Origin of the sequence: Zobellella endophytica (assembly GCF_003012775.1) — a bacterium.
GTDB classification, from domain to species: domain Bacteria; phylum Pseudomonadota; class Gammaproteobacteria; order Enterobacterales; family Aeromonadaceae; genus Oceanimonas; species Oceanimonas endophytica.
This window is the reverse complement of the sequence record NZ_PXYG01000001.1, coordinates 742,454-755,155: the sequence shown is the minus strand read 5'-3', so window position 1 is coordinate 755,155 and position 12,702 is coordinate 742,454. Positions and strand designations below refer to the sequence as shown.

General features: G+C 63.0%; 13 protein-coding genes. 1 reads left to right on the top strand and 12 read right to left on the bottom strand.

The window, feature by feature from the left end; all coding sequences use genetic code 11:
* Positions 1-97: 97 nt before the first annotated feature.
* The 10 genes from uspE to ccoN all read right to left on the bottom strand — a co-directional run bounded on the left by uspE (position 98) and on the right by ccoN (position 8,902).
* The gene (uspE, locus tag C7H85_RS03395; protein ID WP_106728283.1) at positions 98-1,012 is read right to left on the bottom strand and encodes a universal stress protein UspE; all 915 of its coding nucleotides are present in this window, start codon (positions 1,010-1,012) and stop codon (positions 98-100) included.
* A 28-nt stretch (positions 1,013-1,040) separates the two neighbouring features.
* Entirely contained in the window at positions 1,041-1,787 is a 747-nt protein-coding gene (locus tag C7H85_RS03390; RefSeq protein WP_106728282.1) for a fumarate/nitrate reduction transcriptional regulator Fnr, read from the bottom strand.
* 62 nt (positions 1,788-1,849) lie between these two features.
* A complete protein-coding gene (locus C7H85_RS03385) occupies positions 1,850-2,533 on the bottom strand; it encodes a sulfite exporter TauE/SafE family protein (RefSeq protein ID WP_106728621.1) in 684 nt (227 codons plus the stop codon).
* Positions 2,517-2,723, bottom strand: a complete 207-nt coding sequence (gene ccoS / locus C7H85_RS03380) for a cbb3-type cytochrome oxidase assembly protein CcoS (protein WP_106728281.1) — start codon at positions 2,721-2,723, stop codon at positions 2,517-2,519. Before ccoS ends, C7H85_RS03385 begins: the two co-directional genes overlap by 17 nt.
* Positions 2,720-5,086, bottom strand: a complete 2,367-nt coding sequence (locus tag C7H85_RS03375) for a heavy metal translocating P-type ATPase (protein ID WP_106728280.1) — start codon at positions 5,084-5,086, stop codon at positions 2,720-2,722. Before C7H85_RS03375 ends, ccoS begins: the two co-directional genes overlap by 4 nt.
* Before the next feature lies 1 nt (position 5,087).
* Positions 5,088-5,573, bottom strand: a complete 486-nt coding sequence (locus C7H85_RS03370; protein WP_106728279.1) for a FixH family protein — start codon at positions 5,571-5,573, stop codon at positions 5,088-5,090.
* An 87-nt stretch (positions 5,574-5,660) separates the two neighbouring features.
* Positions 5,661-6,632 (bottom strand): cytochrome-c oxidase, cbb3-type subunit III, encoded by a 972-nt coding sequence (ccoP, locus tag C7H85_RS03365; RefSeq protein ID WP_106728278.1) that lies wholly within the window; start codon positions 6,630-6,632, stop codon positions 5,661-5,663.
* Entirely contained in the window at positions 6,629-6,844 is a 216-nt protein-coding gene (locus tag C7H85_RS03360; protein ID WP_106728277.1) for a cbb3-type cytochrome oxidase subunit 3, read from the bottom strand. Before C7H85_RS03360 ends, ccoP begins: the two co-directional genes overlap by 4 nt.
* A gap of 12 nt (positions 6,845-6,856) precedes the next feature.
* Entirely contained in the window at positions 6,857-7,465 is a 609-nt protein-coding gene (ccoO, locus tag C7H85_RS03355; protein ID WP_106728276.1) for a cytochrome-c oxidase, cbb3-type subunit II, read from the bottom strand.
* Positions 7,466-7,477: 12 nt separating this feature from the next.
* Positions 7,478-8,902, bottom strand: a complete 1,425-nt coding sequence (gene ccoN / locus C7H85_RS03350; RefSeq protein WP_106728275.1) for a cytochrome-c oxidase, cbb3-type subunit I — start codon at positions 8,900-8,902, stop codon at positions 7,478-7,480.
* A 504-nt stretch (positions 8,903-9,406) separates the two neighbouring features.
* Here ccoN and C7H85_RS20015 point away from each other — a divergent pair.
* Positions 9,407-9,682 (top strand): hypothetical protein, encoded by a 276-nt coding sequence (locus C7H85_RS20015; protein WP_245879549.1) that lies wholly within the window; start codon positions 9,407-9,409, stop codon positions 9,680-9,682.
* Between the two features lie 24 nt (positions 9,683-9,706).
* On the opposite strand, the gene C7H85_RS03340 is transcribed toward C7H85_RS20015, so the two are convergent.
* Positions 9,707-10,492: a dienelactone hydrolase family protein gene (locus C7H85_RS03340; RefSeq protein ID WP_106728273.1), complete on the bottom strand. Its 786-nt coding sequence runs from the start codon at positions 10,490-10,492 to the stop codon at positions 9,707-9,709.
* Between the two features lie 69 nt (positions 10,493-10,561).
* Positions 10,562-12,469 (bottom strand): sigma-54-dependent Fis family transcriptional regulator, encoded by a 1,908-nt coding sequence (locus C7H85_RS03335; RefSeq protein ID WP_106728272.1) that lies wholly within the window; start codon positions 12,467-12,469, stop codon positions 10,562-10,564.
* Between the last annotated feature and the right edge of the window lie 233 nt (positions 12,470-12,702).

The window sequence follows — 12,702 nt, the reverse complement described above, 5'->3', positions numbered from 1 at the left end:
GGCGGATACACTGGAGAAACTCGAACGTCTGCAGCCCTTGGAGTGTAGAGCCGGCTTCAAAAACGTGGCTCAGTCAAGAGTGCCGGCTTAACGGCGCTTACGTTGCGTCGGGGCGCAGCACCAGCACATCGCAGTCGAGCTTGTCGATCACGTGCTCGGCGGTGTTGCCCAGCAGGGCGGCGGAAAAACCGGTGCGCCCGATCGAGCCGAGGATCACCAGGCTGGCACCGATTTCATCGGCACAGCGGGGGATGACTTCTTCCGCCAGCCCTTCCTGCAGGTGCAGCTCTTTCGACTCCAGCTCGAAGCGCACCGCGTATTCGTAAAGGGCCCGCTCGTGGTGCTTCTTCACCGCCGCGTTGTAGGCGTGGGGATCGAAGTCGGGCAGCTCCAGCGCCATGTTCACCGGGGTGATCGGATAGGCATTGACCAGGTGCAGCTTGGAAGACAGCAACCGAGCCACCTCGGCACTTTCGGTGATGATCTTGTTGTTCAGGGCTTCCTGGGCGGTATCGTCACTGCAGCAGTTGACTGCCGCCAGCACATGGCCGCCCGTCGGCCAGTCCCGCTCCTTGACCAGCAGCACCGGGCACGGGCACTTGCGCAGCAGGTGCCAGTCGGTGGGGGTGAAGATAAAGGACTGGATCAGGGCGTGCTTGTGGGTGCTCTTCACCACCAAGTCGTGATTGCCCTCCTGCACCTGCTGAATAATGGCCTCGAACGGACGGCTGTGCCACACCGCCTTGACGTCGAACCGGATATTGCTGTCCTGGTAGGGCGTCAGCAGGCTCTGCAGCCATTCGGCGCGCCCCTGTATAACCCCTTCTCGCATTTCGTCCCGCTCTTCGCTGGAGAGCATGGAGGTCATTTCATAGGAAAAGTCGTAGATGGGCAGAAACAGGGTGATGGCGGCATTTTCTTCCAGCGCCGCCACCGACACGGCCCGGTGCAGGGCGGGTTGCGCTTCGGCGACCGGGTCGACCACCACCAGAATACGTTGGTATTTGATCATACACACCCCTTCAATGAAACTGAGATACTCAGGCGCCGGCCGGCACCCCGGCCAGACGAGCCAGCTCCGGCAAGTTCAGGATTCGGATATACTTGCCGTCCACTTCGATCAGGTTGCTCTTCTGGAACCGGCCGAGCAGGCGGCTGACGGTTTCGACGGTGAGGCCGAGGTAGTTGCCGATATCGCCCCGGGTCATGGTCAGGCGAAACTCGCGGGCGGAAAAACCGCGCTGGGAATAGCGGCTGGACAAGCCATGGAGGAAGGCGGCCAGGCGTTCTTCCGCGGTTTTCTTGGACAACAGCAGTATCATCTGCTGATCGCCGTTGATCTCGTTGCTCATCAGCCGCATGATTTGCTGCCGCAGCCGGGGCATCTTGCCCGACAGTTCGTCCAGCACTTCATAGGGGATTTCACAGACCATGGCGGTTTCCAGCGCCTGGGCAAAAGACGGATGCTGCCCGCTGTTGATGGCGTCGAAGCCCACCAGATCGCCGGCCAGATGGAAGGCGGTGATCTGTTCGTCGCCCTGTTCGGTGATGGTGTAGGATTTGACGGTGCCGGCCCGGATGGCATAGAGCGACCTCAGCTCTTCGCCGGCCTTGAACAGTTCCTGGCCCTTCTGGATGGGTTTCTTGCGTTCAATAATGTTGTCCAGCTCATCCAGCTCATCGGAATTGAGGCCGAGAGGGATACACAACTGGCTGATACTGCAGTCCTGGCAGTGGATGGCACGGCTGCCGGTGGCAGGTTTTAGGCTTTTCGACTGATTTCCCATGGGCTCGGCACTTTATTGATATCACTGCCCAATCATAGCACCAAAGCCATATACTTAATAGTTCAGTAAAGCAGCGCGAACCATTGGCGCAGTGTAAACAAACCGTAACAAATCAATAGGATGCCGGAGAGTCGACGAAAGCCTGCATGGTTGAGCCAATGACGCAGCGGGCCGGCCAGGCCGCCCAGCGCGAGCAGGGTGGGCAGGGTGCCGAGCCCGAACAACGCCATCACCAGGGCCCCCTGCACCGCGCCGCCGGACACCGCGCTCCAGGTCAGTGCCGAATACACCAGGCCGCAGGGCAGCCAGCCCCACACCATGCCGAAGGGCAGGGCGGCCAGCGGGTGGCGAAAAGGCACGAAGCGACCGGCCAGGGGTTTGATATGGCGCCAGAGACGGTTGCCGAGGCGCTCCAGGCGCAGCAGTCCGAACCACCAGCGCGCCAGGTAGAGCCCCAACAGTATCATCATCACCCCGGCCAGGATGCGCAGCAGGCCCAGCCCCTGTTTGCCCAGGCTGAGATCCGCCAGGCTGGCGAACACACCACCGACCAAGGCGCCGGCCAGGGCGTAGCTGATAATGCGGCCGCCGTTGTAGCTCAGCAGGTAGAGCCACTGCAGGCCGCGCTGCTCATGGGGGATGGCCATGGAAAAGGCGGCGGCCACCCCGCCGCACATGGCGATGCAGTGGCCGGCGCCGAGCAGGCCGATCAGTAACGCCGCCCAGGCGTCAAGCTGGCCGGTCATGATCATCCAGCTTCTGGTGCTGCGCCTGGCGGTGGGATTCCTTGTCGTCGTCGAACAGGATATTGTTGCCCTGCCGATCCAGATCCTCGAACTGGTCACTTTTCACCGACCAGAAAAACAGGGCGATGGCGATGGTCACGAAGATCAGGGCGATGGGGATGATCAGGTACCAGATTTCGTTATCGTTCATAACCGGGATAACCTCAGGGAGTTGGACATCACGACCAGCGAGCTGGCCGACATGCCGAGCATGGCGAACCAGGGCGACACCTGTCCCGTGGCCGCCAGCGGCAGTATCACCAGGTTGTAGCCCAGTGCCCAGGTAAAGTTCTGCTTGATCACCCGCCGGCAGTTGGCGGCGATGCGTCGGGCCACCGGGATGCGCCGCAGATCGTCGGCCAGCAGTATGGCATCGGCGCTGTTCTTGGCGATGTCGGTGCCGCCGGCCATGGCAAAGGACGCATGGGCCCCGGACAGCACCGGCGCGTCGTTGATGCCGTCGCCCACCATCAGGCAGATATCGCCGGCCCCGGCCCGCGTTTTCAGGTAGGCCAGCTTGTCGTCCGGCCCGGCGCCCTTGATCAGTTCGTCCACCGCCAGCGCCCGGGCCACCGCGTCCGCCTGGCCCGAGCCGTCGCCGGTGAGGATGGTGGTCTGAAGGCCGCTGTCGCGGCACTGGTGAATCAGGGTGGCGGCATCGTCGCGCAGGGGGTCGGCCAGCACCAAGCGGGCCACGACGCCCTGTTCATCGGCCAGGTACACGCACAGCTCGGTGTCTGTCGCACCGGGGTTCAGCCAGCGGGCGCTGCCCAGCCGCCAGCGGCGGTCGTCGATAATGCCCTCGACCCCCTGGCCGATCCGATTGTGCCGCCGTTCGACCCGCAGCCCGTTGCGGTACGGCAGGAAGGCCCGGGCGATGGGATGTTCCGACTGGGCCTCCAGGGCGGCGGCGATGGCCAGCACCTGGTCCTGCTCCAGCGCCGCCAGTATTTCCACCCGCTGCAGGGCGACCCGGCCCCGGGTCAGGGTGCCGGTCTTGTCGAACACGATGCGGGTGGCCTTGGGCAGGGTATCGAGCACATGGCCGCGACGCACCAGCACACCGGCGCGGGTCAGCCGGGAGGTGGCCACGGTCAGCGCCGTGGGAGTGGCCAGCGACAGGGCACAGGGACAGGTGGCCACCAATACCGACAGCATAACCCAGAAGGCCTTGTCCGGGTCGAGCTGCAGCCACACCAGGTAGGTGCCCAGGGTGGCCAGCAGCAGCAGCGCCACAAAATAGCGGGACAGCCGATCCGCCAGCACCGCCACCCGGGGTTTCTCGGCCAGGGCGTCGTCCTGGGCGCGCAGGATCTCGGTGACCCGGGCGTCGGAGAGGGGCCGCAGCACCCTGATCCGCAGCGGCGCTTCCACATTGGTGGTGCCGGCGAACACCGGCTCGCCGGAGCCCCTGGTTACCGGCAGGTGCTCGCCGGTGAGCATGGACTCGTCGACGCTGGTGGTGCCGTCCAGGATGACCGCATCGGCAGGAATCACGCTGCCCGGGGCTACCAGCACCACCTGGTCCGCGACCAGGGTCTTGGCCGCCTGCTCCTGCTCGCCGTCAGGGGTTTCCACCCGGGCCAGCATGGGGATCAGCAGGGTCAGGTTGGCGGTGCTCTCCGAGGCCTTGCGCCTGGCCCGCATCTCCAGGAAGCGGCCGGTGAGCAGCAGGAAGGCGAACATGGACACGCACTCGTAATAGACCTCGCCGGTGTTGGTGACGGTGGCGTAAACCGAGGCGAGGAAGGCGAAGATCATCGCCAGCGATACCGGCAGATCCATGTTCAGCGCCCGGTTCCGGATGCCGCGCCAGGCATTGCGGTAGAAGGGCAGGGCGGAGTAGAACATGACCGGCACCGACAGCCACAGGCTTATCCAGCGGAAATATACCAGCAGTTCGGCATCGATGTCGGGAAAGAGATCCTCGTAGAGGGCGAAGCCGACCATCATCACCTGCATGCTGGCGATGCCGGCCACGCCCAGGCGCAACAGGTAGGATTTGACTTCCTGGTTATAGGCCTGCTCCTGCTGATGGGGCAGGAAGGGACGGGCCTGGTAGCCGATCTCCGCAAAGGCGGCCAGCAGGCGGCTCAAGGGAGCCAGGTCATCGTCCCAGCGTAGCCGGGCCCGTTCGGTCGTGGTGTTCACCTGAATCAGTGCCACGCCTGCGACCTGGGACAGATGCCGCTCGATCAACCAGGCGCAGGCGGCGCAGGAGAGGCCGGCGATGGACAGCTGTACTTCCTTCAGACGGTCTTTTTCACTGACGAAGTCCTGCTGTATCTCCGCCAGATCGTAATGCTGCAACTGCTTCAGCTCGTCGGGTACCGTATCGGCCCTGGGGGCCGGTGCACTGCGATGCTGGTAATAACCGCCGAGGCCGCAGTCAATGATGGTGCTGGCCACCGCCTGACAACCCGGGCAGCAGCACGCCTTCTGTTCACCGTCGAACTCGAAGCGGAAATCGGTACCGGCCGGCACCGGCTCGCCGCAGTGAAAACATCCGCCCATGTCAGCCTCCGGCACGGATAAGCAGCCGATCCTGAATGGGCAGGGAAATGCGTCTTTGCATGCGCCAGCGGCCGTCAAAGGCTTCCAGCTGGAAGTTCCACTGACCGTTCATTAATTCCCGCTCGGGACGATCGCGATAGATGCCGTTGGCATCGCTGGTGAGCAGCAGCTCCAGATCCTGCTCGGCCAGGGTGGGGTGGGTGAAGCGCATGCGCACGGCCTCGCCGTTGTTGTGTTCGCCCTGCATCACCAGGGAAAACTGTCCGTTCCGGTAGCGCAGCTCGGCCACCAGGCCCAACTGGGCCGCCTTCTCAAGCTCACTGAGATCCTGGTTGATGGCCCGGCCTTTCTTGTAGTAATCGTCGACCACCATGGTGTCGGCGCCGGAACTGGCGAGATAAAAGGTATACAGGCTGGCAACGACGACACACAGGGGCAGGACGATTAAAAACCAGGGCCAGAATTGCTGATACCAGGGACGTTGCATAGATGATTCCTACTGCGAAAAAGGCGGCATTAATATAACAAAAAGCCCCGGCGAACGGGGCTTTTTCCTTCAAGCCCGGCGGGCCCGTCAGTTGTTGTTCAGGCTGTAAACGTAAGCCGCCAGCAGGTGTACCTTGTCCTCGCCCAGGATATTGTCCCAGGCGGGCATGACACCGGCACGGCCGTGACGGATGGAGTCTTCCACCGCCGCGCGGGAGCCGCCGTACAGCCAGATGCCGTCGGTCAGGTTGGGCGCACCCATGGCCACATTGCCGGTGCCGTCCATGCCATGACAGGCGGCACAAACCGCGAAGCGGGCCTGTCCTTTCTGGGCCTCCACTTCATCGACCCGGCGACCGGACAGGCTCAGCACATAGGAGGTTACTTCCTTCACGCCGTCCTCGCCCAGGCCGTCGCCCCAGGCGGGCATGGCACCCTTGCGGCCGTGCATGATGGTGGTCTTGATCTGCTCGGGGTTACCGCCATACAGCCAGTCCGCATCGGCCAGGTTGGGGAAGCCGCGGGCACCGCGGGCATCGGAGCCGTGGCACTGGGCACAGTTCTGCAGGAACAGACGCTGGCCCACCTTGGTGGCGCTTTCATCCTGGGCGATGTCGGCAATGGCACGGTAGGTTTCGCCGTCGGCCTCATAGGCCAGCTCACGAAACCGGGCACCGAACACCTCGTCGGCCTTGACCATCTCCCGATCGTACTGCACCAGCTTACCCTGTTCACGGGCTTCGGTCGCCGCGGCGCGGGACTCTTCCAATGAACGGATGTCCTGGTTAGAACTCTGCCAGCCGAGCAGGCCTTTGAAGTTGCCCAGGCCCGGGTACAGCGCCAGGTAGAACAGGGAAAACACGATCATGAAAACAAACAGGTAGCTCCACCACTTGGGCAGAGGGTTGTTTATTTCCGAGATACCGTCGAAGGTATGACCGGTGGGAGCGCCTTCTTCGACGCCCATTTTATCCTTGGTACACCAGATCAGCAGTGCCAGACAGCCGAAAATGGTTCCCAGGCTAATCACAGTTACAAAAACACTTAGAAAAGTACTCATTTTTTATTAGCTCCTGCGCGATCCTGCTCAGTACCCCGGCGATGGCGGGCCTTCTCCTCTTCATCGAAGATGGAGTTGGCGGCATCATCGAATTTTCCCTTTCTGCGCTTGCTGTAGGCCCACCATACGATGCCTACAAACAACACCAGCAAGGCCAGGGTCTGAAAGCTTATCAACATGGGCTTCAGGGCTTCCAAGGTACTGATATCCATCATCGACTCCGGTTATTTAAGGGCATGGCCCAGGGACTGCAGATAGGCGATAACGGCATCCATTTCGGTTTTTCCCTTCACAGCCGCTTCGGCACCGTCGATGTCGGCATCGGTATAAGGCACGCCGAAACGATCCCGGAACAGGCGCAGCTTGTTGGCTGAATCCTGGCCGTCCAGGGTGTTGGTTTCCAGCCAGGGGAAGGCCGGCATGTTCGACTCGGGCACCACGGCGCGCGGGTCGAGCAGGTGCACCCGGTGCCACTCGTCAGAGTAGCGACCGCCTACCCGGGCCAGATCCGGACCGGTACGCTTGGAGCCCCACAGGAAGGGATGCTCCCATACGCTTTCGCCGGCCACCGAGTAGTGCCCATAGCGTTCGGTTTCGGCCCGGAACGGACGGATCATCTGGCTGTGACAGACGTGGCACCCTTCACGGATGTAGATATCACGGCCTTCCATTTCCAGCGCGGTGTAGGGGCGCAGGCCCTCCACCGGCTCGTTGGTCTGCTGCTGGAAGAACAGCGGCACGATCTCCACCAGACCACCGAAGCTGATGGCGACCACGGTCAACAACGCCAACCAGGTTACGTTCTTTTCGACCAGTTCATGACGGCTTTTCATTCACGAGTCTCCTTATGCCGGTTGGGGAATGGCTTGCAGGGAGCCTTTCGGCGCCTTGATGGTGCGGTAGGTGTTGTACAGCATCAGCAACATGCCGGTCACGAAGAAACAGCCACCGATAAAGCGGACGAAGTAGAACGGATAGGAGGCTTGCAGGCTTTCCACGAAGCTGTAGGTCAGGGTGCCGTCTTCGTTCACCGCCCGCCACATCAGCCCCTGCATCACGCCGCTGATCCACATGGCCACGATATACAGCACGGTGCCGATGGTCGCCAGCCAGAAGTGCACGTTGATCAGGCGCACGCTGTACATGCGATCCTGGCCGAACAGGTTGGGGATCAGGTGGTAGACGGAGCCGATGGATACCATGGCTACCCAGCCCAGGGCACCGGAGTGTACGTGGCCCACGGTCCAGTCGGTGTAGTGGGACAGGGCGTTGACGGTCTTGATCGCCATCATCGGACCTTCGAAGGTGGACATGCCGTAGAACGACAGGGACACGATCAGGAAGCGCAGCACCGGGTCATAGCGCAGCTTGTGCCAGGCGCCGGACAGGGTCATGATGCCGTTGATCATGCCGCCCCAGGAGGGTACGAACAGGATCAGCGACATCACCATGCCGAGGGACTGGGCCCAGTCGGGCAGGGCGGTATAGTGCAGGTGGTGCGGACCGGCCCAGATATAGAGGGTGATCAGCGCCCAGAAGTGCACGATGGACAGGCGGTAGGAGTACACCGGCCTGCCAGCCTGCTTGGGTACGAAGTAGTACATCATGCCGAGGAAACCGGCGGTGAGCAGGAAGCCCACGGCGTTATGGCCATACCACCACTGGATCATGGCATCCGCCGCGCCCGAGTACATGGAGTAGGACTTCATGCCGTTCAGCGGAATGGCCATGCTGTTGACGATGTGCAGCACCGCCACGGTCAGGATGAAGCCGCCGTAGAACCAGTTGGCCACGTAGATGTGGGAGGTGGTTCTCTTGGCCAGGGTGCCGAAGAACACGATGGCGTAGGAGACCCACACCACGGCGATGGCGATGTCGATCGGCCACTCCAGCTCGGCGTATTCCTTACTGGTGGTGTAGCCGAGCGGCAGGGTGATCACCGCCGAAACGATGATGGCTTGCCAGCCCCAGAACACGAAGGATGCCAGCGAGCCGCCGAACAGACGGGTCTGACAGGTGCGCTGTACCACGTAGAAAGAGGTGGCCATCAGGGCGCTGACACCAAAGGCGAAAATAACCGCATTGGTGTGCAACGGACGTAACCGGCTGTAGGTCAGCCAGGGAGTTTCAAAGTTGAGGGCAGGCCAGATAAGTTGTGCTGCGATAAGCACGCCCAACGACATACCTACAACGCCCCAGATGACGGTCATGACCGTCATCTGGCGAACTACTGTGTAGTTGTAGTTTGGTTGATTATTAGTTTGACTCATCGTTATAGTTCCGCTTCCACTGCTGTTATTCAGGTTTGTGCTCACCCAGGGTGCTCACGTCGGAAGGATTAAAGACAACCGGTTTTACCAGCATTTTCAGACGTTCGAAGGCCTTCGTTAACTGTTTGTTAACAAAGGCAATCGGACAGGCGCTGAAGATACCGCGCAGATGATAAATGAGTGGCTGCAAAAATAACAGTATAAACAGTAATATGATTACCACTTAAGCCCGCCACAAGGCATGAGGGGTTGCCTTGATCGAGATCAACTCGGGCAGCAGATTGTATGCAATTCAGGATGTAAATTGGTATGAGAGACCGTCTGACCGGCCCCAAGCTGGTGCAAATCTTGTTGGTGCTGGGAATTTTATCGGGGGCTTTTTGGCTGCGTACCTGCGTCGACGACAACGATAACACTGCATTAGAGAAAGAAAATGTTGATTTTTGTGATATATCTCACAATGAATGTGCGCTGCTGCAGGACGGGTTGCACGCCAGGGCCCGGATGAAGACGGATGCCCTGGCACCGGAACAGCCCTTTGAGCTGGCCGTCGACTTTTCCGACTCGCAGGTGAAGGTGGTGCGCAGCGTGCTGGAAGGCGAGAGCATGTATATGGGCACCCTGCCGGCGCTGGTGAGCGAGCAGGAGCCCGGACGCTGGCAGGGCCAGGCCCTGGTCGGAGCCTGTACCGAGGCCAGCATGCTTTGGGCCTGGGTGCTGGATATCGAGCACAACGGCATTCCGCGGCAACTGAAGTTCCGTTTCGAAGTCAGCCGCTGAGTCTCGGCCTGAAGCCGCTCCTTGTCATTTGAAGCTGTCGCTTAAAAAGGTCTGCAGTTGCTGCCAGGAGTCCTGGTCGGCCGTCTGATCGTAACCGATGGGCATGTTGAACTCGGCGGCGAGGCGATCCGCATCCGGATTGGTAAAGGCGTGCAGGGCACCGGGATAGTCCACCAGCAGGTAGTCGGCCCCGGCGGTGTCCATTTCCTGGCGGAAGGCCTCGACCTGCTCGGACGGCACCATGGGATCGGCGGCGCCGTTAAACACCGCGATACGAACGGGACTGCCGGCCGGCAGCGGATTGGCGCGCGGGGTCAGGGTGCCGTGGAAGCTGGCCACCGCCGCCAGCGCCGCGTCGCTCCTGGCCATGTGCAACACCACGCCGCCACCGTAGCAGTAGCCGATGGCGGCGATCCTGCCGCCATCCACCCGCTCATGGCCCGCCAGCAGATCCCGGGCAGCGTTGAAGCGGCGTTCCGCCTGGGGCAGGGAGGCCATGGACGCCTGGGCGAATTCGCCGGCCTGGGTGGGATGGGCCGCCTGCTTGCCGTCGCCGTACATGTCCAGCGCCAGGGCCACGTAACCCAGCTCGGCCAGCATCTCGGCCCGGCGGCGTACATAGTCGTTGTGGCCCCACCATTCGTGCACCACCAGTACGCCGGGCACCGGCTGTTCGATGCTGTCGTCGAAGGCGAGATAGCCTTTGTAGGACTGGCCGTCGACCTGGTAATCCAGCTCCTCGGTGACCAGGGCCGCCTGGGCCGGGAAGCCGACGGCCAGCAACAGGGAAATCGCTGCTGTCTTCATCATGAAGTCTCCATGCAAGGGGTCTTACAACACTAGCCTATCTGCCTGAGTCTCGCCCACCACCGGGCCGGCTCAGGCGCCGCCCTTGTTCGGCGACAGCAGCCGGTGTTTGTTGATCTTGCGGTGCAGGGTCGCCCGGCTGATGCCCAGGGCCCGGGCGGCCTGGGTAATGATCCACCGATGCTGCTCCAGCACCTGCTGCAGCAACTCCCGCTCCTGCCACTGCTGCTGCGCCGCCAGCCGGGAAGGCACCGGCGTGCTGACGTCCGCCGGCTGGTCGATGCCATGATGGAGTTCATCGGGCAGATGCTCGGGCAGGATCGGCGCTTCGTCGGCCATCGCCAAGCCGTATTGCAGCACGCTTTTCAACTGGCGGATATTGCCGGGCCAGGGGTACTCGGCCAGCCGGGACAGCGCCGCCGGGCTCAAGCCCGGATGGTGCGCGGGCGCCAGCGACTGCAGCAGCCGGTCGATCAGCCCCGCCTTGTCCTGGCGTTGGCGCAGGGGCGGCAGCAGCACCTTGAGCGCGCTGATCCGGTAGTAGAGATCCTCGCGGAACTGCCCGCTCTCCACCAACTCGCTCAGCTCCCGGTGGGTGGCGCAGATCACGTTGAGCTCGACCCGGACCGGTTCGATCTGGCCGATGGGGGTGACTTCCTGCTCCGCCAGCACCCGCAGCAGGCGCGACTGCAGCGCCAGCGGCATGTCGCCGATCTCGTCCAGGAACAGGGTTCCGCCGGAGCTGGCGGCGATCTTGCCCACCTTGCCGCCCTTGAGCGCCCCGGTAAAGCTGCCGGCGCCGTAGCCGAACAACTCGCTTTCTATCAGGCTTTCGGGAATGGCGGCACAGTTGAGGGTGATAAAGGGCTGGTGGCGGCGGGCACTGGTGTCGTGCAGGGCACGGGCCCAGACCTCCTTGCCGGTGCCGGTTTCGCCCTGCACCAGTATGCTGATACCCCGATCCACCATGCGCCGGCAGATGGTGGCCTGGCGCAGCAGGCCGGGATCCTCGCCCGCCGCCCGCTCCAGCGGCCCGTCGGCCACCAGGGGCTGGCGGGCCCGGGCGCCGGGAGCCGGGGCACCGGTCTCCGGCCAGGCGAACCAGTTGAGCAGCCCCAGGCGGCAGGGCTGGAGCCGGCTGGCGGCGAGCAAGCGTTCAAACGCCACGCCCAGCATGTCGTCCACCGACTGGCCGAGCAGCGACTGGCGCTGGCCGAAGGACAGCAGCCGCAGCAGGCAAGTGGTCAGGCCACGCACCTTGCCCAGCTCGTCGAGCGCCAGCAGGGCGGGAGCCGGGCCGGTGGCGGCCACCAGCGGCTGGTTGCTGACCGCCACCAGCAGGCGGTCGGCGTGGTGCCGGCGAAACAGCTGAGCCTCCAGCTCGTCGGCGGTCTGCTGCACCAGCCCCAGGGCCAGTTGCTGGCGGGCCTTGCTGCCCTGGGCGTAGGTGGAGATGTCGATGGCCCCCAGCAGGCTGCCGTCGCCGGCGAACAGGGGGGCGGTGGAGCAACTGAAGGGATAGAGGCCTGCATCGAAGTGCTCCCCCGCGTAGACGGTGATGGGCTGGCCGGTGGCCAGGCAGGTGCCGAGACCATTGGTACCCACCAGGGCCTCGGTCCACACCGAGCCCGGGGCCATGCCCTTGCGCGCCAGCTCGGGGCTGGAATCCGCCGCCTGATAGCTGGCCACCACCACGCCCTGGGCGTCGGTCAGCAGCAGATGGTAACCCGCTTCGAGCGCGGCGCGGCGCAGCTGGGTCAGGGCCGGACCCGGCTCGCCGAGCAGGGCGTCGAAGGGTTCGCGCAACTGGTTCAGCTCGCCGGCGCTCAGCCGGGGGCGTGGATGGGCACCTTCCGGATCGAGCCGGTACTGCTCCAGGCAGCGGCGCCAGGAGCCGATAATCTGCGGATCCGCGATCCCGTTGCCCGGGCCGAGACGCCGGCCCAGCAGGCGGGCAATGGTGTCATCCTGCAACGACATAGCCCATCTCCTTCCAGTGGTTTCTTCAGTATTGACCATGTTGCAACAGCTGTAACCGCTTCCTGCGACAGCTGTTGCATCCCTGCTACACCTTGCGCCGCCGGCGCCGGTCGGCCCGGCGACGCCACGCCCTAAAACAAGCCGTTAACACTGTTTTATCACTTTTGGCACATCCTTTGCGATAACTAATGGGCAGGCCATGCGATCGCCCCGTCTTCTGCGAGGCGATGCCG